Here is a 17,544-nt window from a genome sequence, read left to right on the forward strand (position 1 = left end):
CATGTCTCAAGTTAAATCCGAAACGCTTGAGAGCGCAAAACATTAAGATTTTTCTGTCTGAGGGAAGACAGGTGTCTTTTGAGCTCTCATTTTGGTATATCTGATTTTGTATAGGGCCTGCGGCCGCTGGGGATCACTCGTGCACACAAGGCGGTGAGACGTTCGGCTGACGTATGGTCAGGTGTGTGGTGGCCGCTATTGTTCTGTCATGGCGCGCCATAAAGTATTGGGCGAACCTAAGGTCAGGTGGGCCAAAACATGATTGTAAACGGAAAGAACTCTGTCGGGCTGATCATTGCAACTCTATTGGCTGTGTTACCCCTTGGGTCGACCGCAAACGCGCAATCACAGGTCCCCGAGGCCCATATCGCTATCGAGAACCCGGCGGAGTTGTCAAAGGACGAAGCCCTCAAAATCTATGATGAGTTGATGGGGCGCATGGGCCGGGGGTATGCGGCGGCCCGGTTGGATATCCTTTCGAACTATCAGAATTGGCCACTGTTCAACGATGCACCCTACATCTCAGCCACTCACGGGCAACGCTATGTCAACAGCTATGCAAACCGGGTCGCGCACAACTATGGAACCCTGAAAGAGGGTGAAAAGCTGCCGGTGGGCACAGTTCTGGCCAAGGACAGCATCACTGTTACCGATGAAGGGCATGTTCATCCCGGGGCGTTGTTTGTCATGGAAAAACTGCCCGAAGGTGAAAGCCCGGATACCGCTGACTGGCGCTACATCATGGTTATGCCGGACGGGTCGCTTTTTGGCGATACACTCGGAAACCGCAGCGCTGCAGTAACTTACTGCCACGATTGTCACGAGGCGGTGGCCGACCGGGATTATACCTTCTTCGTTCCCGAAGAATATCTGGTTGGCAACTAGGAAGTTGCTTTTCGTAATTGCCGCTATCGCCTGAAGCGCGCGGCCCCGATGGCCTTGGCTAGGTTTTCCTGCACCGTGTTTGGCTGTGCCTCAACAGCATTCAGGACCTCTCGCAACTCTGCGCGCAGGCAGTGCATCTGGTCGATCAGCGAGATCATCATCGACAGCGCGTCTGCCTCCATCTCGTACTGATCGTGCAACTCGCAGGCCAGCTCCAGCCGAGCTACATCCAGACTTTGATAGACCATACCCTGCTCTGATTGCTGGGGTATCACGATTTCCGCCGCAAGGTATTCGGTCAGACGTTCCGGGGTCAGGCGTACAACCGTCGCGACGAGTTCCTCTTCGGTGAAATAGCGGATCATGACGACAGTCCTTTCCGGGGATCGTAGGAGTGCGTTTCGCGCCAGGTTTCCATGAATTCTTTCAGGTCAGTGTCGATATCCGGAGGCATGGTTACAGTCAGTTCAATCAACTGGTCTCCACGCTCGGACGAGCCACGCTTTTTCACGCCTTTACCGCGCAGGCGCAGCGTCTTTCCGCTGCTGGTTCCCGCAGGAACGGTCACGCCGACCTTTCCGTCGATGGTAGGCGCAGGAACCTTTCCACCCAGAATGGCCTCGTCAACTGTTATCGGCAAAGTGATGTGAATGTCATTTCCGTCACGGCGAAAAACCGGGTGGTCGGTGACAGAGATCGTGACCAGAGCATCCCCCGGCGGACCATCGCCGAATCCGGGATCGCCCTTGCCCTTCAGGCGGATGGTCTGACCCTCGGTTATGCCCGCCGGAATTTTCACCTCGATGCGGTTTCCGTCTGGCAGGGTCAGCTTCTGGCTGGCGCCAAAGACGGAATCCAGAAAACTGATCTGCAGCGCATACTGGCGGTTGTGGCCGGGTGCATGAAATCCATAACTTTCGCGTTGCCCATGTCCGGACCGGCCACGCATAAATTCGGCAAAAATGTCGGACATGTCATCCTGATCACCCGGTCCGGGACCAGAGCGATAGGGGTTGCCCGCCGCTTCTGCATAGTCGCGGTAATAGTGCTGTTGCGGGCGTTCCTGACCCGAGGCGTCAATCTCACCCCGATCATATCGCGCGCGGGTTTCGGCATCCTTCAGCAGATCATAAGCGGCTGCCGAAGCCTTGAAACGTGCTTCGGCCTCGGCGTCACCGGGCTTCAGATCCGGATGGCATTCCTTGGCAATGCGCCGATAGGCTTTCTTGATTTCGGCGTCGGTGGCATCCTTTGAAACGCCCAGAACCGAATAGGGGTCGTCGCTCATCCCAGCCTCGCTGTTGTCAGAGGTCTAATAGCAGTCGGAACTTATGGGATTGTTTTATCACGTGATTTCAACGGGTCAAAATGCAGTTTGACGGCAATGTCTATCGCCATTTTCCGCAGAATGAGTAATATCTGCATGATTGCAATTGAGGTTTGAAGGAGTTCTTTCGAAATGTCCCGCAGAATTATGTCCATTCTGGCGCTGCTGGCCGGAAATGCTGTTGGCCTGCTGCTTGCGACGGCGCTGCTCAGCGGGTTCTCGATCAGGCCGTTGTCGCTGATTATTGTCGTCGTGGTTTTCACGCTCGTTCAGGTTGTCGCAGAACCCCTGATCACCCGGATTGGAGAAAAGAACGTTCCAGCCCTCAAGGGTGGGGTCGCGCTGGTTGTGACATTTGTGGGATTACTGATCACCGATCTTATCACATCGGGGCTGACGGTTGGCGGCATCTCGAACCTGCTGGCCGCGACACTGCTGGTCTGGCTGGGGGCGCTGATTGCCGGGATTGTTCTGCCGATCTACGTGTTCAAGGAATTGCGCGAGAACAAAAAGTAAGCGCTAGCCAAGCTTGCTCAGGCCAGCCTCGATGGCCTGCCACAGCTCTTCCACAGGTTCGCAGCCTACAGACAGGCGAATGAACGCGGGGTCGACCGCATCCCCCCATCGGGCGCGCCGCTCGGCCGACGTATGAACGCCGCCAAAGGATGTGGCGGGCCGGATCAGCCGGCAGTCGTTTATGAACTGTTCGGCCTTCGCCTCGCTTTCCAGCGTGAGGGACAGAAGGAACCCAAAGCGCAGGGTTTGCGCCCGGGCCAGATTGTGGGCCGGGTCGCCTGGCAAACCAGGGAAACGAACCTGTCTTACGGCAGGGTGTTCCGCAAGGCGTGTCGCCAGAGCTTCTGCCGAGGTACACATTCGATCGAACCGGACATCCAGTGTTTCAAGGCCACGATGCAGCAACCAGGCTTCGTGTGGGCCGGGGATGGCGCCGGACACTTTCCGCCATTCCTCAACCCGTTCCATGATGTCTGAACGGTGGCTGGCGACGTGGCCCATCAGCATATCGGAATGGCCGCCCATCGCCTTGGTGTCGGATGCGACAACAACGTCGATGCCCAAGTCCAGCGGACGCTGCCCCAATGGTGTCAGAGTGGTATTGTCGGCGATTGTTATACCGCCGCCCGCGCGGACGTCCCTTGCAACTTGTGCAAGGTCGATCATGTCGAGGCCGGGGTTCGAAGGGCTTTCGACGAAAACAACGTCAAACCCGTCAAATCCGCCGTCGCTGAATCCGGTTGTCGGGCGTTCTTCTACGACGACACCAAGACCTGCAAGGAAACGGTCCGCTAGCAATCGGGTGACATAATACCCGTCCGAGGGGATCAGAATGCGCGAGCCCGATTTCAGCGTGGCAAAAAGTGCGGCGGCGATGGCGCCCATCCCGGATGGAAAGGTCAAACAGGGCGCAGCCTCGAGGTGGGACAGGACATGTTCCAGATGTTCCCATGTGGGATTGTTGACGCGCCCGTAATTCGCATGGCCGTCCGGAGCGCCGGGCAGATGGAACATACTGCTTTGTGTCAGTGGCAAGGCGACCGGTTCGCCCTTGGCCAACGAATTGCCACGCAGGTGAAGCATTTCGCCTGTCTGCGGCAGTTTGGTCGGTGGTGTGGTCATCAGCAGCTCCGGTCAGATGGTGCCGCTGTCGCGGCGCGCTTTTAGCCCGTCTAGCATCGGAACTGGCGTGCGAAAAGCACTCTGTCAGGTGGATACGATAGCCGGACCGCTGACGGCCTCGGTCAGGGTGCCGCCTTTGCGGACCGACGTGTCGCGCCGCATATGTTCGACGGTTTCGCGCACCCTGTTCCACGCCCCTTCGTCGGGATAGATGAGCACGACCATCCCTTCGGTCGGGCCAAGGCGTACAAGGTGGCCGCTGCTGGCCCCCATCGCCTTGAGCTGGGCAAGGTTTTCCTGCGCTGTTTCAATCAGCGCCGCCTCGTCCAGAGATTCGTCATAAGTCCATCTGGACACCGTTACATAAGCCATCGACGCCTCCTGAGATCTCATCGATAGCAAGTGTAGCACGAATCGCCTCAGCGCCCCGGAATGTGGTCACGCGGGGGCGCTGGTTCCCAGTTGTCGATGATCTCTGCCGCTTCCTGCGCGGTATCGACAAAACGGAACAGATCCAGATCCTCGTCAGAAATCGTACCGGCATCTGCCAGCGCTTCCCAGTTGATGACCTTTTCCCAGAATTCGCGGCCAAACAGCAGGAAGGGAACCCGTTCCATGCGACCGGTCTGGATAAGTGTCAGTGACTCGAACAACTCGTCCATCGTACCGAACCCGCCCGGAAAGATCGTGATCGCACGGGCGCGCATCAGGAAATGCATCTTGCGAATGGCAAAGTAATGAAAGTTGAAGCTGAGTTCGGGCGTGACATAAAGGTTCGGCGCCTGCTCGTGTGGCAGAACGATGTTCAAACCAATGGAATGTCCACCTGCGTCCTGCGCGCCGCGATTGCCAGCCTCCATCACACCGGGTCCGCCGCCGGTGACGATCACGTTTTCGCGGCATCCGCTGTCTTTTGATCTTTCGGTCATCAGCCGGGCGAATTCGCGCGCCTCGTCGTAATATCTGGACAATCCGGCAAGTGTTTCGGTGCGTGCAGTGTGTTTCTGCGCCGGTTCGGGGATGCGCGCGCCACCAAACATGACAATGGTCGAGGTGATCTCGCGCTCGGTCATGATCATTTCGGGCTTCAGCAGTTCCAGTTGCAACCGCACCGGGCGCAACTCATCTCGGCACAGGAAATCGTCGTCAGCAAATGCCAACCGATACGCGGGCGAGCGGGTCTGCGGCGTGTCCGGTACTTCGCTCGCGGTTGAACGATCGGTTTGCGCATCGCGGAACGGGCTGAGGCGGTCTTCTTTCATTGCTGGGTGATCCCTGCTTGCGTGTTTTTAAAACAGCTATAGGGTTCGCGGGCAGAGTGCCAGTCACGGGAATACAAGAATGAACTGGAAAGCCGAAATTTCAGCCGCAGCCGAGCGCATCAACGGCCATGCGCAAGTCACGCCGGTCATCAGGGTCAACGGCTTCGGGCTGGATTACCCGATCGAGATGAAGCTTGAGCACATGCAGCATACCGGCAGTTTCAAGGCGCGGGGGGCTTTCAACACATTGCTGGGCGGCGATGTGCCCGATGCAGGCATTGTCGCGGCATCCGGGGGGAACCACGGTGCGGCTGCTGCTTATGCAGCCAGGTCGTTGGGATATCCTGCCAAGATATTCGTGCCGGAACTGGCCGGGCCTTCCAAGATTTCCCTGATCCGGCGGATCGGTGCGGACCTGAGTGTTGTGCCCGGCGAATACGCCAATGCGCTGACGATGGCGCACGAGCATGAGACCACCACGGGTGCGATGCAGATTCATGCGTATGACGCCCCTGCAACCGTCGCAGGTCAGGGGACCTGTTTCGCCGAGTGGGATGCGCAGGGTCTGCAGGCCGATACTGTGCTGATCGCCGTCGGTGGTGGCGGTCTGATCGCGGGCGCGTTGGCCTGGTTTCAGGGTGCGCGCAAGGTCGTCGCGGTCGAACCCGAAACATCCTGCGCCCTGAACGCCGCTCTGAAAGCGGGTGAGCCCATTGATGTGCCTGTATCCGGGGTCGCTGCTAACGCGCTGGGCGCGCGGCGCATCGGGGGCATCTGTTTCGATTTGGCACAGGGCATTGAATCGGTGCTTGTGCCGGATACTGCGATTACAGATGCTCAGCAGGCATTGTGGCAATCGCACCGCATCCTTGTCGAACCCGCAGGGGCAACCGCGCTGGCGGCGTTGATGTCCGGCGCATATACTCCGGAACCGGATGAGCGTGTGGCCGTATTGGTCTGTGGCGGGAATATCGCGCCCGATCCGTTGCCGGAATGAACTATCGCCTTGAGGGTTGCGGAATTCGATTTTATCCATGACCGCATGACTGCGACCATCGCCGATACCATCTATGACAAGCTGAGTCAGCGGATTATCACTGGCGACCTACCGGCGGGTGAAAAACTGCGGCAGGACCATATCGCGCGCGCGTTCGAGACCAGTCAGGTAACTGTCCGCGAAGCGCTATTGCGACTTGAGGCGCGCGGCCTTGCCAAAAGTGAACCCCGGCGCGGAATGCGTGTGACGGCGCTGGACCCGGCCGAGGTGCGCGAAGTGATCGATATGCGGGTGGCGCTTGAATCCCTTGCGCTGCAATATTCGATACAGAACCTGACCCCGACGGCGCTTAGGGCGGCGGATGACGCGCGAATTGCCTGCGACGCAGCGCAGAACATGCCCATGTGGGAGGCCCGGAACCGCGCCTTTCACCGCACCATCCTAACTCCTTGCGGACGGCCCCGGCTTTTGCATGCCATCGACGACCTGCATATCGCCAGCGCGCGACACCTGTTCATGCACTGGCAGCAACGCTGGGTGCAGCGCGCCGATGCCGATCACGCCGCAATCATCCAGGCGATGAAACGCAAGGATACGGCCACCGCCTGTTCGATTCTGTCCCGCCATATCCGCCGGGCAAGCTGATAACAGGCATCGCGACCTAACTGAGCCGCAAAGTGTCCGAATTGCGTCGCATTGCACCTTGGCTGCCGCTTGCGTATAGGCCAGATCAACATGACGAGATTCTGCAGGGAGTAGCCCCATGTCCAACGCGCAACTTGAAGCCGCCATCGAAGCCGCCTGGGAGGCGCGTGACACGATAACCCCCGCCACCACCGGCGAGCAACGCGAAGCGATCGAAGATACGCTGAATGCTCTGGACGGCGGCTCGCTGCGTGTGGCGGAAAAGCTGGAAAGCGGTGACTGGCATGTAAACCAGTGGGCCAAGAAAGCGGTTCTGCTGGGTTTCCGCATCAAAGATATGGAAATTCAGTCTGGTGGTCCCCAGGCCGGTGGCTGGTGGGACAAGGTCGACAGCAAGTTCGCGGGCTGGGATGAAAGCCAGTGGCGCGCCGCCGGGTTCCGCGCCGTTCCAAATTGTGTGGTCCGCAAGTCGGCCTATATCGCGCCCGGCGTAGTTCTGATGCCGTCTTTTGTGAACCTTGGCGCTTATGTTGACGAGGGTACCATGGTTGATACCTGGGCCACCGTCGGCTCGTGCGCCCAGATCGGCAAGAACGTACACCTGTCGGGCGGTGTTGGCATCGGCGGTGTGCTGGAACCGATGCAGGCCGGTCCGACCATCATCGAGGACAACTGCTTTATCGGTGCCCGTTCCGAAGTGGTCGAAGGATGTATCGTCCGCGAAGGATCGGTTCTGGGAATGGGTGTCTATATCGGCAAATCGACCAAGATCGTCGACAGGGAAACCGGTGAGGTCATGTATGGTGAAGTGCCGCCCTATTCGGTGGTTGTATCCGGTTCGATGCCCTCCAAGAACGGGATCAACCTGTATTGCGCAGTTATCGTGAAGCGTGTGGATGAAAAAACCCGCTCCAAGACTGGTATCAACGAGTTGTTGCGGGATTGACCCTTACCTTCCGAGGCGAATGAAAAGGCCGGGGAACCTACCCCGGCCTTTCCTTGTTTATATAGCTCCAAAGAGCGAAGTTTGTTCGGGAATGTAATCCGGGTCTTTGAATGCCGCCTCTTTTTTGATCGGGCGTAATTTCGTTCCAATCCCGGATTACTTGATCCCATTCGGGTTACATCACCTGTTATAGGCGCCTTCACTTTCACCCGAGTTGTCGTCACCGTCCGGGTCGCCGCCGTCACCGTCGTCACCTTCACCGTCGCCGTCATCGCCGTCGTCGTCGCCTTCAGTTTCGCCGCCTTCGCCTTCGCCTTCGCCTTCGCCTTCGCCTTCGCCTTCGCCTTCGCCTTCGCCTTCGCCTTCGCCTTCGCCTTCGCCTTCGCCTTCACCTTCGCCGCCTTCACCGACGTCTTCAGCATAGGCAGCATCGGCATAAAGTACGGCCAGGACAGTTGTCACAGGGGCAAGCGCCAGCGCCATTAAACTCGCACAAATTGTAAGAAATTTTGACAGGGTGCTCATTTTCTTTCCTTTATGTTTAATGATGGTTATCTAATCCGGTCAGTGTCCATTCTGCGCCGCGCGAGCTGCAACGAAACGTTGAGGGGGCATCTTCATGCGCCAAAGTTGGCTCACGACAAACAAGGCGATGCGCCAATATCTGCCGATTTCAACTTTTGGGCTAAACGCCCGGAATGGCATCAATTTTGAAAAGAAGTGGCAAATTAATTTTGCCGGACCAGAGTGCCAGATGTGATTCGGGCTGTCCGGTTTGGCCTGGCGATTGGACCGGTTTCACACGAGAATGCCGGACCGATTGCAATTTTGCGGGATTTGGTTGACCGGTTCAGGTCCCGCGCGTATGGCAGCGCCATGGAAAAAAAGAAACCTTCACGGCAACAGGTTTTTACCCTGTTGGTTCAGATCGGCCGCAAAGACGGTGACGGCTTGCCCGGCGATGCGACGGGTGCTGTATTGATGTGTTACGCCAGTGGCGTGGACGAGGCCGAAGCCGTGCGCGAAACCGTGGCCATCCTCAAGCAGGCCGATACAGCGCCGTTGGATGTGACAGGTTACGGCACCTTGCAGGAACGCGAGGATGCCGGGCATGACATTGGTGAGGAAGAACGCGCCCTGATGCAACGCGCGCTAGATGAAAACGCGGTTATCGTCGCTCAGATGACGCCATTCTTTGACGAAGGCGATCCGAACTGACGGTCAGTTGCGCACGCCGAACCACTTTCGGTAAATCTCGTCATAGGTGCCGTTTTCGCGCAGCGCCAATAGCGCCTGATTGACATCCTCGACTAGGGGCGAACCCGTCGGGAAGGCAATCCCGTAGTTTTCGCGCAGGAAAACACCTCCGGTCATGGTGGCGATGTTACGTCCTTCATGGGACGCAAAATAGGACAGGATTGGCGCATCAAAAACGACGGCGTCCAGTTCTTCGGCCCTGAACGCGACCAACATCTCTTCCAGCCCCGTAAAGCCGCTATACTGAACTTCACGGCGATCCAGAAAATTTGCCGCCGTTGAACCCGAAATCGTTCCGACCCGCTTGCCATACAGATCGTTGACAGAGTTGACGTTGCTGGTGATCGCATCGACCGTCATGACCGACGTGATATTGGCCGTGAAGACCGAGACGATGAACAGGGACGAAATCACCAGAACGACTCCGAACAATCTGCCGAAGGCTGTCCGGGGCACCCGTTCCTCGAAACCGCCGTTCACGACTAGGTTCAGTGCCCACCAGAAAGACGGAAACCAAGCCTCGTTCAGGGTCCGGTCGAAATAGGGCTGTGCGCGGCGTTCGAAATACCACATCAGCATCCCGCCACTGAACAAGATGCCAAAGGCCAGTCCGATTGCGATGAACAATTCACGTGACAGCAACGCGTTCAGCAGGGACGGGCTGCGTGCGGCATCGGACGGGACCATGATCTGCAAGCCCGATTCAAAGATCGGCTGGCTGAAATCCATCTGGGTTTCGCGCATGGCGGTGATCGAGATATTGGCGATTGCCAAATCAGCAGTGCCATCCTGCACCATATCAAGCATGTCCGCGAAACCTTCGACCCTGCGGACCGAATAGTCCCATCCCAGAGAGTCCGAGAGCGCCTCCAGCAAGTCCATGGAAAAGCCGGACTGAGCCCCGTCTTCAACATAAGAAAACGGAGGGCGTGTGACGGTCGTAACCGTCAGAGACTGGGCCTGGCTTTGCTGTGCAAGAACGGCGAAAGTCAGGCAGAGAGAGGCAATGAATGCACGCATCGTGGTCGATTTACCTGTTTCGCGGCCCTCTAACGCAGATTCGTACGAAACGGCAAGCTCGCCGCAGGGGAAAGTGGAATGTTTTGAAGGGCGGTATGGTGGGCCAGGCGCCAAAGTCGCATGTATGAAATTGCGCAAATGGGGTTGGCAATCGATGCAATTCGTTGAATCTGTGCGCGAACCGGGCCAAAGCAAAGAAAGCGACATCCGCCATGACCGATCCTGTGCAATTGACCGCCGACCTGATCCGTTGCCCATCGGTCACACCTGAAGAGGGCGGGGCGTTGGTTCTTTTAGAGCGCGTTCTGTCGGAAGCCGGTTTTGAATGCACCCGCGCGGATCGGGGAAAGGTCTGCAATCTTTTCGCCCGTTGGGGAAAAAAGGGTCATGACCGGAGCTTTGGGTTCAATGGTCATACCGATGTGGTGCCGGTTGGCGATGAAGCGGCGTGGAGCGTCGATCCTTTCGGCGCTGAGATAAAGGACGGTGTCCTGTTCGGACGCGGCGCGACAGACATGAAATCCGGGGTGGCTGCATTTGCCGCCGCCGCGATGGAGTTTGTTCGGAATACCCCGCCAGACGGAGCAATCATTCTGGCGATCACCGGCGATGAAGAAGGTGATGCGCTGGATGGCACAACCGCTTTGCTCGATTACATGGAACGCGCGGATGAGCGAATGTCGGTTTGCCTTGTGGGTGAGCCGACCTGCCCCGAGCGAATGGGTGAGATGATAAAGATCGGCCGCAGGGGCTCGATGACCGCATGGTTTACCGTTACGGGTGTGCAAGGCCATTCGGCCTATCCTCACCGTGCCAAAAACCCCTTGCCGCCAATGGCCCGACTGATGGATCGGCTGGCGAGTCATGAGCTGGATCAGGGAACCGATCATTTCGACGCGTCGACTCTTGCTGTCGTCAATATCGACACCGGCAATCTTGCAACAAACGTCATTCCTGCGCAGTGCCGGGGCGCCGTGAATATACGTTTCAATGACCTGCATTCGGGCGCCAGCCTCAGCCGGTGGCTGCAAGCCGAAGCTGACAGGGTCGTCACAGAATTCGGTGTCGAAGTTGAAACGCGGATCAAGATATCCGGTGAAAGCTTTTTGACGCCCCCCGGGGCCCTTTCGGATCTGGTTGCTCGCGCAGTCCAAGCGGAAACCGGCGTGACGCCGGAGCTGTCAACAACCGGCGGCACCTCCGATGCGCGATTCATCAAGGATCATTGCCCGGTGGTTGAGTTCGGCTTGGTTGGGCGCACCATGCATCAGGTCGATGAATGCGTCGAAACTGATCATGTTCACCAGCTCAAAGCGGTTTATTCCCGCATTCTCCGGGACTATTTCGCCTGATCCATGCGGCGAACTCTGGTCATCATGGTCAAGGAACCGCGTCCGGGACGGGTCAAGACGCGGCTAGGGCGTGATATTGGCATGGTCGGTGCGGCATGGTGGTTCCGGCATCAAACACGTTCGTTGATCCGCCGGTTGCGCGACCCGCGCTGGCAGATTGTGCTTGCGGTGTCGCCGGACCGTCAGGGCCTGTGCAGCCGGGTTTGGCCTGTTGACCTGCCGCGCGCGGCGCAAGGCAACGGCGACCTTGGGCAAAGAATGGGGCGGATGTTGCGGCAAATGCCGAAGGGGCCTGTTTGTCTGATCGGGGCCGACATTCCCGGAATTGGTCGACGGCATGTCTGGCAGGCGTTCAGGGAACTTGGCCGGTCACAGATGGTGTTTGGCCCCGCCCCTGATGGGGGTTACTGGCTGGTGGGCGCGCAACGCTATCGCGCTTTGCCCACAGATCTGTTTCACGACGTGCGCTGGTCTACGGAATATGCGCTGACGGATACGCTGGCCTCGGTTCCGGGCAGACGGGTGGCTTTCATTGACCATTTGCGGGACGTGGATACAGTCGCGGATTTGCAATCCTCGTCCCGGCGCTGATCGCCGCCGCCGTTTTTGGTCATGACGCCGTCCTGTCGCCGTGCTAGGGCGGAAGCATGACACGCATCCCCACCAAGCAGGAGGTCCTTGACTGGATCTCGGCGAACCCAACCCTGACCTCCAAGCGCGATATCGCCAAAGCCTTTGGTATCAAGGGCGCGGACCGGATCGACCTCAAGCGCATCCTCAAGGAACTTGAGGCCGAGGGGCATCTTGAGAAGCGCAAGCGCAGCTATCGCGACCCGGATCGACTGCCGCCAGTCAGCGTGTTGCAGGTCAAGGCACCCAACGCTGATGGCGACCTGTTTGCGCGCCCGCTGGAATGGCACGGCGAAGGGATCGAGCCGGTCGTGCTGATCATTCCGCGCGCCAGCGATCCGGCGCTGGGTGAGGGCGATCGCATCCTTGCGCGGCTGACGCTGGTACATGAAGAGGATTACAACTACGAGGCCCGGCTGATCCGCCGCATCGGGGCCAACCCCCGCCGCATTGTCGGTGTCTTTCGCAAAGGAGCCGAAGGTGGACGGATCGTACCCATCGACAAAGCCGGTTCGACCGAGTGGCTGGTCCATGACGGGGCGGTGCACGGGGCAAAGGATGGTGAGTTGGTCGAGGCCGAACAGGCGGGGCCGAAAAACCGCATGGGCCTGCCGCGCGCCCGTATCGTCGAGCGGCTGGGCGACCCCTCTGCACCCAAAGCTGTCTCACTCATTGCCATTCACCAGCACGGCATTCCCGACGATTTCCCGGACAAGGTGATTGACGAGGCGGACAAGGCCAAACCTGTCGGCCTGTCCGGGCGCGAGGACTTGCGCGACATGCCGTTGCTGACCATCGACCCCTCTGATGCGCGCGATCATGACGACGCCTGTTTTGCCCATTCCGACGATGATCCGAAAAACCCCGGAGGGCATGTGATCTGGGTGGCCATTGCGGATGTGGCCGCCTATGTGCGCCCCGGCACGGCATTGGACCGCGAGGCGCGCAAGCGTGGAAATTCCAGCTATTTCCCGGATCGGGTCGTGCCGATGTTGCCGGACCGGCTGTCTGGCGATTTGTGCTCGTTGCACGAAGGCGTGCCGCGCGCCTGTATTGCCGTTCGGATGCAGATCGATGCTGAGGGCAACAAGATTGGCCATCGGTTCGTGCGTGGTCTGATGCGTTCTGCCGCGTCCCTGCACTATGCCGAAGTGCAAGACGCTATCGACGGCAATCCCAACGACAGAACCGGGCCGCTGTTGGACACCGTTCTGAAACCGCTCTATGCGGCATATAACGCGCTGAAAATGGCGCGTGAGGCGCGGCAGCCGCTGGATCTGGACCTGCCCGAGCGCAAAATTGTCCTGAGTGAAAAAGGACATGTCGAAAGTGTGGCCTTTCGCGAGCGACTGGATGCCCATCGCCTGATTGAAGAGTTCATGATCCTTGCCAATGTCGCTGCGGCTGAGACGCTCATTGCCAAGCGGCGCCCGCTGCTGTTCCGCGTGCACGAAGAACCTGCGCCGGAGAAGCTGGAAAGCCTGCGGGAAACGGCACAGGCGGCCGGGTTGAATCTGGCCAAGGGGCAGGTCCTGCAAACGCGCCACCTGAATGCGCTGCTGAATGCGGCGGCGGGAACTGAGGATGCGGAACTGATCAACCTCAGTACATTGCGGTCGATGGCGCAGGCCTATTACAGCCCCGAGAATTTTGGTCATTTCGGGTTGGCGCTGCGCAATTATGCGCATTTCACCTCTCCCATCCGCCGCTATTCCGACCTGATCGTGCACCGCGCACTGATCACCGCCCATGGGTGGGGCGATGACGGGTTGACCGGGGGCGAAATCGACCGGATGGAAGAAACCGCGAACCACATTTCGGATACCGAGCGCCGCTCGATGATGGCCGAGCGGGACACAACCGATCGCTATCTGGCAGCTTATCTGAGTGAGCGGGTCGGTAATGAGTTTACGGGCCGGATCAGCGGCATCGCCCGGTTTGGCGTGTTTGTGAAAATGGACGAAACCGGCGCGGACGGTCTGGTCCCGGTCCGGTCTTTGGGGCGTGAGTATTTCCATTTTGACCGTGAGGCCGGAACGCTGATGGGCTCGGATACCGGTATGGTCATCGGCATTGGTCAGCGCGTGACTGTGCGCCTGACCGAAGCGGTGCCTGTAACAGGTGGGCTGGAACTGGAATTGCTGTCCATAGACGATCAGACCTTGCCGCGCAGCCGTGGCCCTGCAGGCCGTGCTCCCAAGCGCAAGGCCATGTCGTCCCGACGCAAGAAGGACAAGATCAAACGCAAGATCGAGCGTAAGCGCCGTCAGAGGTGATAGGTCAGCGCACGGGCAATCAGCCAGCCGTGGCGCGTTTCATCTATCTGTCCCGGACTGTCGAACAGGATTGCGCGGCTGCCGTCGATCTGGTCTTCATTCGGAAAAGCCGATGTGAAGTCCCCCATCAGACGGCTTTGACAGTGCACGAACAGGGCAAAGGCCGCGGATTTGTGAGTGCCCAGCCGAATGGTGGACCCGCGCGGGGCCAGATAGGCCGGCTGTCCCCAGCGTAACGCCTCCTGCAATGGCTGTGCGCTGGGCAATGTGTCAGCCGTATCGAGGATCAGGTCGCGCAAGGCCATGACGCCTGTGCGGGTGTCGGGGGAAAACCCGTCGAACACTGCCTCGACTGCCGGATCGTCAAAAGGTCTCATGGCAAGGATATCGCATTGTCCATCCGGTCGATGTAATCACTAAGGAGCCTATCGCTTTTGATCCGTTCGGTCAGCGGTGTTTTTGCCGGGGTAGACCGCATGGCCGCCAGCATGGGGCCAACACTGAGGTCAGCCGAGGTCGGCCGCTCGCCCATCAGAAATGGCGCGTGCCACAGGAACGCCGATATCGCCTCAAGGTCGCGTTCGATACGGTCCATACGCTCGGCCTCAGCAAAACGGGACACCCCCTGCGCCTCCAGCCCCTTCAGAACGGATTTGCGGATTGCATTGGTCACCGGCCTGCGGATCAGCCCGGGCACCTCATTAAAGAATGTATCGCGCAATATCGGCCATACTTCGTCATTGCCCCAACGATCCAGAACGATCTGGAAATACAGGTGCTCTTCGGCCATGCGGATAAGGGCGCGGGACTGACCCTTTTGCATGTCGCTCAGGCCCTTGTCGAACTCGGTCCCCTGCGCTTCCAGCCAATTGCGGATGGTGTCGCTGTCCGGAACCAGCCGTTCCGGCGTGCGCAGTACCGGTAGTTTCCGGTGTGGCATCTTACGCGGGTCCAGCAGATCGGATCGTTGCCACCTTTGGCCCGAGAGTTGCAACATGTAAGCAGCCTTGACGCAGAACGGGCTGGCGCTGAACAGGCCAAAGGCGGAAGGGTAGGTCAGTAGGGTCAGCATTTTGGGCTCCATCGTGGGGATGCATCCAATGTAATCTCGCCTGATGACAGTTTCTGTCATCAGGTTTAGGTTAGGTTACGTCATGTCCCGCACCGCCCGCCTGTTCCAACTTATGCAAGCCCTGCGCTCTGGCCCTTCGCCCAGAACGTCGGCAGAGCTTGCGCAGGATCTGGGGGTGTCCCCGCGCACGATCCACAGGGATATCGACGCCCTGCGCGGCTTGGGCGCCGTGATTGATGGAGAGGCCGGGTTCGGATTTACTCTGATCGAGGATGCGACTCTGCCACCCCTTGGCTTTACAGACGACGAGTTGGAGGCCCTTGTGCTTGGGTTGCGAGAGGTGCAGTTGATTGGTGACCCCGCCCTGTCCGACGCAGCCAGCGCCGTCTTGCGTAAGCTGCAGGGGCGGTTGCCTCAGCGCCAATCCCATCGCCTCAGCCATGCGGTTCTTACCGCGACCCGATTTGACCGCCCGATATCTCCGTCAATCGAAGTGGCCGCCTTGCGGCAGGCAACATGGGACGAACGCGCGGTGGAATTTGCCTATACCGATGCAAAGGGCGTGGGTACGGTCCGCCGCGTCAATCCACTCAGCATCGTCTACATGGATCGCGCCAGCGTATTGTTGAGCTGGTGCCATTTGCGCAAGGATTTCCGTGTGTTCAGACTGGACCGGATGCAGGGCATGTCCGTCACTGATGAGAGCTTTCGGCCCAACCGTGTACCCCTGTTGCGACAGGCGCTGGCCCGTGTCCGGGCTGAACAGGAAGCAAAAGATCGCGAGGCCGGGACCTGAGCGCTTTGTAAAATCCGCAAACTGCGATATCCTTGTGGTTGAGCAGTAATCAGGAAAACCGGAATGCGTATATGCGTAAGTGGCCTTATGGCCGCTGCATTGTGGGCATCCACTGTGCACGCGGACATTTCAGGAGCCTCGACCGGGGCACAAACTAAACACGCGTCAGATAGTTTCAGAACGGCGTCGGCTGATCTATTCGTATCTGTCCGACCCGTGCCGCGCCCATCGGATAAGGTACATAAGATGACGGCCAGCGGATCGAATGCCAGATTTCAGGCTTGGACACGCGCCTTCAGAAAGCGCGCGCTCGAACAGGGATTGTCACCGGCTGTGTTGGACCGTGCCTTATCGAACGTGACATACGACTCCAAGGTCATCGATCTCGACAGGAACCAGGCCGAGTTTTCCAAACCTATTTGGGAGTATCTGGACACGGCTGTTTCAAAGCACCGCGTCGACAACGGATCAGATGCTCTCAACCGGCATAAGGATGCGCTGCAGCGGATTGAGGCGAAATACGGCGTCGAGAAAGAAGTTGTGACAGCGATTTGGGGTCTGGAAACCTCGTTCGGAACCTATCGCGGCGGGAATGAGACCATTCGGTCTTTGGCAACCCTGGCGTTTGAAGGGCGCCGTGCCCAGTTTTTTGAAACCCAGCTTTTGGCGGCGTTGCAGATTCTGGCTGCCGGAGATGTCCAACCTGACAATATGATCGGCAGTTGGGCGGGTGCGATGGGGCATACTCAGTTCATGCCAACTTCGTATCTGGAATACGCGGTGGATTTTGATGAAGACGGCCATCGCAATGTGTGGTCGGATGATCCAACGGACGCTTTGGCCTCGACGGCGTCATATCTGGCCCAATTCGGCTGGACAAAAGGGCAGCCTTGGGGTGTCGAGGTCGTTTTGCCGGATGATTTCGACTATGCCATGGCACGGCGGGATTACACCCTGATGCCGTCTGAATGGGCCGCGTTGGGGGTACGTGAACCGGATGGAGGGTCTGTTCCGGATCATGGCCGCGGATCGATCCTGCTGCCCGCGGGTGGTCAGGGCGTTGCGCTGATGATTTTCGACAATTTCAAGGTGCTTGAGCACTATAACGGCGCGGATGCCTATGTCATTGGGGTCGGTCATTTGTCCGATCGGCTGTCTGGCAAGGGCGCGTTCAGGGCTGAATGGCCTCGGGGTGACCGCGCCCTAAGCTTTTCCGAAAAGAAAGAGCTGCAGAAGCGTCTAACACAAGCCGGTTACGATACCCAAAGCGTTGATGGCCGTATCGGCCCGCTGACAACGAATGCTGTGCGCGCCTATCAGTTGGCGCAGGGGTTGCTGCCAGACGGTTATGCCTCTCTGAAATTGCTGGATCGGATGCGTTGACGGCGGGGATGCTGGCATGCCCCGCCGTGGAAATCTATTGTTCGGGTAAGCGCACTGC

Annotated in this window: 21 protein-coding genes; 12 read left to right on the forward strand and 9 right to left on the reverse strand. The window is 58.6% G+C overall.

Annotated features, from left to right (window positions below; all coding sequences use genetic code 11):
• Positions 1-258: 258 nt before the first annotated feature.
• Positions 259-885, forward strand: a complete 627-nt coding sequence (locus ACR0D6_RS14955; RefSeq protein WP_480766066.1) for a cytochrome P460 family protein — start codon at positions 259-261, stop codon at positions 883-885.
• A gap of 23 nt (positions 886-908) precedes the next feature.
• Here ACR0D6_RS14955 and ACR0D6_RS14960 read toward each other — a convergent pair whose 3' ends face one another.
• Together ACR0D6_RS14960 and ACR0D6_RS14965 are read right to left on the reverse strand one after the other, a co-directional pair.
• Positions 909-1,250 carry a hypothetical protein gene (locus ACR0D6_RS14960; RefSeq protein WP_170656780.1) on the reverse strand — a complete coding sequence of 114 codons (342 nt, stop codon included), beginning with the start codon at positions 1,248-1,250 and terminating at the stop codon, positions 909-911.
• On the reverse strand, positions 1,247-2,173 hold the full coding sequence (locus tag ACR0D6_RS14965) for a DnaJ C-terminal domain-containing protein (protein WP_480766067.1): 927 nt from the start codon (positions 2,171-2,173) through the stop codon (positions 1,247-1,249). The genes ACR0D6_RS14960 and ACR0D6_RS14965 overlap by 4 nt, the downstream gene beginning before the upstream one ends.
• A gap of 171 nt (positions 2,174-2,344) precedes the next feature.
• Here ACR0D6_RS14965 and ACR0D6_RS14970 point away from each other — a divergent pair, with 171 nt between their 5' ends.
• Complete coding sequence (locus tag ACR0D6_RS14970; RefSeq protein ID WP_170656784.1) at positions 2,345-2,728, forward strand: phage holin family protein; 384 nt, start codon at positions 2,345-2,347, stop codon at positions 2,726-2,728.
• Positions 2,729-2,731: 3 nt separating this feature from the next.
• Here the strand turns inward: ACR0D6_RS14970 and ACR0D6_RS14975 are convergent, their stop codons facing one another.
• From ACR0D6_RS14975 to ACR0D6_RS14985, 3 genes are all read right to left on the reverse strand, one after another.
• A complete protein-coding gene (locus ACR0D6_RS14975; RefSeq protein WP_170656786.1) occupies positions 2,732-3,850 on the reverse strand; it encodes a cystathionine gamma-lyase in 1,119 nt (372 codons plus the stop codon).
• 84 nt (positions 3,851-3,934) lie between these two features.
• Positions 3,935-4,222, reverse strand: a complete 288-nt coding sequence (locus ACR0D6_RS14980) for a hypothetical protein (RefSeq protein ID WP_170656788.1) — start codon at positions 4,220-4,222, stop codon at positions 3,935-3,937.
• Between the two features lie 47 nt (positions 4,223-4,269).
• The gene (locus tag ACR0D6_RS14985) at positions 4,270-5,112 is read right to left on the reverse strand and encodes an LOG family protein (protein WP_170656790.1); all 843 of its coding nucleotides are present in this window, start codon (positions 5,110-5,112) and stop codon (positions 4,270-4,272) included.
• Positions 5,113-5,191: 79 nt separating this feature from the next.
• On the opposite strand from ACR0D6_RS14985, the gene ACR0D6_RS14990 reads away from it, so the two are divergent.
• The 3 genes from ACR0D6_RS14990 (at position 5,192) to dapD (ending at position 7,700) form a co-directional block, all read left to right on the forward strand.
• The gene (locus ACR0D6_RS14990) at positions 5,192-6,109 is read left to right on the forward strand and encodes a threonine/serine dehydratase (RefSeq protein ID WP_170656792.1); all 918 of its coding nucleotides are present in this window, start codon (positions 5,192-5,194) and stop codon (positions 6,107-6,109) included.
• A gap of 45 nt (positions 6,110-6,154) precedes the next feature.
• Entirely contained in the window at positions 6,155-6,754 is a 600-nt protein-coding gene (locus ACR0D6_RS14995; protein ID WP_480766068.1) for a GntR family transcriptional regulator, read from the forward strand.
• A 118-nt stretch (positions 6,755-6,872) separates the two neighbouring features.
• Positions 6,873-7,700, forward strand: coding sequence for a 2,3,4,5-tetrahydropyridine-2,6-dicarboxylate N-succinyltransferase (gene dapD / locus ACR0D6_RS15000; protein ID WP_170656796.1), 828 nt, complete (start codon positions 6,873-6,875; stop codon positions 7,698-7,700).
• Positions 7,701-7,880: 180 nt separating this feature from the next.
• Here the strand turns inward: dapD and ACR0D6_RS15005 are convergent, their stop codons facing one another.
• On the reverse strand, positions 7,881-8,225 hold the full coding sequence (locus tag ACR0D6_RS15005; protein ID WP_480766069.1) for a hypothetical protein: 345 nt from the start codon (positions 8,223-8,225) through the stop codon (positions 7,881-7,883).
• Between the two features lie 94 nt (positions 8,226-8,319).
• On the opposite strand from ACR0D6_RS15005, the gene ACR0D6_RS15010 reads away from it, so the two are divergent.
• Positions 8,320-8,460 (forward strand): hypothetical protein, encoded by a 141-nt coding sequence (locus ACR0D6_RS15010; RefSeq protein WP_170656108.1) that lies wholly within the window; start codon positions 8,320-8,322, stop codon positions 8,458-8,460.
• A gap of 116 nt (positions 8,461-8,576) precedes the next feature.
• On the forward strand, positions 8,577-8,918 hold the full coding sequence (locus ACR0D6_RS15015; RefSeq protein WP_480766185.1) for a hypothetical protein: 342 nt from the start codon (positions 8,577-8,579) through the stop codon (positions 8,916-8,918).
• Between the two features lie 3 nt (positions 8,919-8,921).
• Here ACR0D6_RS15015 and ACR0D6_RS15020 read toward each other — a convergent pair whose 3' ends face one another.
• Positions 8,922-9,977 carry a transporter substrate-binding domain-containing protein gene (locus tag ACR0D6_RS15020; protein ID WP_480766070.1) on the reverse strand — a complete coding sequence of 352 codons (1,056 nt, stop codon included), beginning with the start codon at positions 9,975-9,977 and terminating at the stop codon, positions 8,922-8,924.
• A 212-nt stretch (positions 9,978-10,189) separates the two neighbouring features.
• On the opposite strand from ACR0D6_RS15020, the gene dapE reads away from it, so the two are divergent.
• From dapE to rnr, 3 genes are read left to right on the forward strand one after another with little or no spacing between them, the layout of a single operon-like run.
• Complete coding sequence (gene dapE, locus ACR0D6_RS15025; RefSeq protein ID WP_480766071.1) at positions 10,190-11,329, forward strand: succinyl-diaminopimelate desuccinylase; 1,140 nt, start codon at positions 10,190-10,192, stop codon at positions 11,327-11,329.
• 3 nt (positions 11,330-11,332) lie between these two features.
• The gene (locus ACR0D6_RS15030) at positions 11,333-11,920 is read left to right on the forward strand and encodes a TIGR04282 family arsenosugar biosynthesis glycosyltransferase (RefSeq protein ID WP_480766072.1); all 588 of its coding nucleotides are present in this window, start codon (positions 11,333-11,335) and stop codon (positions 11,918-11,920) included.
• A 56-nt stretch (positions 11,921-11,976) separates the two neighbouring features.
• The gene (rnr, locus tag ACR0D6_RS15035) at positions 11,977-14,235 is read left to right on the forward strand and encodes a ribonuclease R (RefSeq protein ID WP_480766073.1); all 2,259 of its coding nucleotides are present in this window, start codon (positions 11,977-11,979) and stop codon (positions 14,233-14,235) included.
• Here the strand turns inward: rnr and ACR0D6_RS15040 are convergent.
• Together ACR0D6_RS15040 and ACR0D6_RS15045 are read right to left on the reverse strand one after the other, a co-directional pair.
• A complete protein-coding gene (locus ACR0D6_RS15040) occupies positions 14,226-14,612 on the reverse strand; it encodes a DUF1801 domain-containing protein (RefSeq protein ID WP_480766074.1) in 387 nt (128 codons plus the stop codon). The genes rnr and ACR0D6_RS15040 overlap by 10 nt on opposite strands.
• A complete protein-coding gene (locus tag ACR0D6_RS15045; protein WP_170656096.1) occupies positions 14,609-15,307 on the reverse strand; it encodes a glutathione S-transferase family protein in 699 nt (232 codons plus the stop codon). The genes ACR0D6_RS15040 and ACR0D6_RS15045 overlap by 4 nt, the downstream gene beginning before the upstream one ends.
• An 82-nt stretch (positions 15,308-15,389) precedes the next feature.
• Between ACR0D6_RS15045 and ACR0D6_RS15050 the strand changes: the two genes are divergently transcribed.
• Positions 15,390-16,103, forward strand: a complete 714-nt coding sequence (locus ACR0D6_RS15050) for a helix-turn-helix transcriptional regulator (RefSeq protein WP_480766075.1) — start codon at positions 15,390-15,392, stop codon at positions 16,101-16,103.
• An 87-nt stretch (positions 16,104-16,190) separates the two neighbouring features.
• A complete protein-coding gene (locus ACR0D6_RS15055) occupies positions 16,191-17,486 on the forward strand; it encodes a lytic murein transglycosylase (protein WP_480766186.1) in 1,296 nt (431 codons plus the stop codon).
• Positions 17,487-17,544 lie beyond the last annotated feature (58 nt).

Source organism: Ruegeria sp. BJ6 (assembly GCF_056537885.1).

What these genes read in the sequence shown, in the direction of transcription:
- ACR0D6_RS14965 (WP_480766067.1), bottom strand. Translation starts at nt 2,173, where the DNA reads ATGAGCGACGACCCCTATTCGGTTCTGGGCGTTTCAAAGGATGCCACC.
- ACR0D6_RS14975 (WP_170656786.1), bottom strand. Translation starts at nt 3,850, where the DNA reads ATGACCACACCACCGACCAAACTGCCGCAGACAGGCGAAATGCTTCAC.
- ACR0D6_RS15030 (WP_480766072.1), top strand. Translation starts at nt 11,333, where the DNA reads ATGCGGCGAACTCTGGTCATCATGGTCAAGGAACCGCGTCCGGGACGG.
- rnr (WP_480766073.1), top strand. Translation starts at nt 11,977, where the DNA reads ATGACACGCATCCCCACCAAGCAGGAGGTCCTTGACTGGATCTCGGCG.
- ACR0D6_RS14990 (WP_170656792.1), top strand. Translation starts at nt 5,192, where the DNA reads ATGAACTGGAAAGCCGAAATTTCAGCCGCAGCCGAGCGCATCAACGGC.
- ACR0D6_RS15050 (WP_480766075.1), top strand. Translation starts at nt 15,390, where the DNA reads ATGTCCCGCACCGCCCGCCTGTTCCAACTTATGCAAGCCCTGCGCTCT.
- ACR0D6_RS14970 (WP_170656784.1), top strand. Translation starts at nt 2,345, where the DNA reads ATGTCCCGCAGAATTATGTCCATTCTGGCGCTGCTGGCCGGAAATGCT.
- ACR0D6_RS14985 (WP_170656790.1), bottom strand. Translation starts at nt 5,112, where the DNA reads ATGAAAGAAGACCGCCTCAGCCCGTTCCGCGATGCGCAAACCGATCGT.
- ACR0D6_RS14995 (WP_480766068.1), top strand. Translation starts at nt 6,155, where the DNA reads ATGACTGCGACCATCGCCGATACCATCTATGACAAGCTGAGTCAGCGG.
- ACR0D6_RS15020 (WP_480766070.1), bottom strand. Translation starts at nt 9,977, where the DNA reads ATGCGTGCATTCATTGCCTCTCTCTGCCTGACTTTCGCCGTTCTTGCA.
- ACR0D6_RS15015 (WP_480766185.1), top strand. Translation starts at nt 8,577, where the DNA reads ATGGAAAAAAAGAAACCTTCACGGCAACAGGTTTTTACCCTGTTGGTT.
- ACR0D6_RS15010 (WP_170656108.1), top strand. Translation starts at nt 8,320, where the DNA reads ATGCGCCAAAGTTGGCTCACGACAAACAAGGCGATGCGCCAATATCTG.
- ACR0D6_RS14960 (WP_170656780.1), bottom strand. Translation starts at nt 1,250, where the DNA reads ATGATCCGCTATTTCACCGAAGAGGAACTCGTCGCGACGGTTGTACGC.
- ACR0D6_RS15055 (WP_480766186.1), top strand. Translation starts at nt 16,191, where the DNA reads ATGGCCGCTGCATTGTGGGCATCCACTGTGCACGCGGACATTTCAGGA.
- ACR0D6_RS15040 (WP_480766074.1), bottom strand. Translation starts at nt 14,612, where the DNA reads ATGAGACCTTTTGACGATCCGGCAGTCGAGGCAGTGTTCGACGGGTTT.
- ACR0D6_RS15045 (WP_170656096.1), bottom strand. Translation starts at nt 15,307, where the DNA reads ATGCTGACCCTACTGACCTACCCTTCCGCCTTTGGCCTGTTCAGCGCC.
- ACR0D6_RS14980 (WP_170656788.1), bottom strand. Translation starts at nt 4,222, where the DNA reads ATGGCTTATGTAACGGTGTCCAGATGGACTTATGACGAATCTCTGGAC.
- dapE (WP_480766071.1), top strand. Translation starts at nt 10,190, where the DNA reads ATGACCGATCCTGTGCAATTGACCGCCGACCTGATCCGTTGCCCATCG.
- dapD (WP_170656796.1), top strand. Translation starts at nt 6,873, where the DNA reads ATGTCCAACGCGCAACTTGAAGCCGCCATCGAAGCCGCCTGGGAGGCG.
- ACR0D6_RS15005 (WP_480766069.1), bottom strand. Translation starts at nt 8,225, where the DNA reads ATGAGCACCCTGTCAAAATTTCTTACAATTTGTGCGAGTTTAATGGCG.
- ACR0D6_RS14955 (WP_480766066.1), top strand. Translation starts at nt 259, where the DNA reads ATGATTGTAAACGGAAAGAACTCTGTCGGGCTGATCATTGCAACTCTA.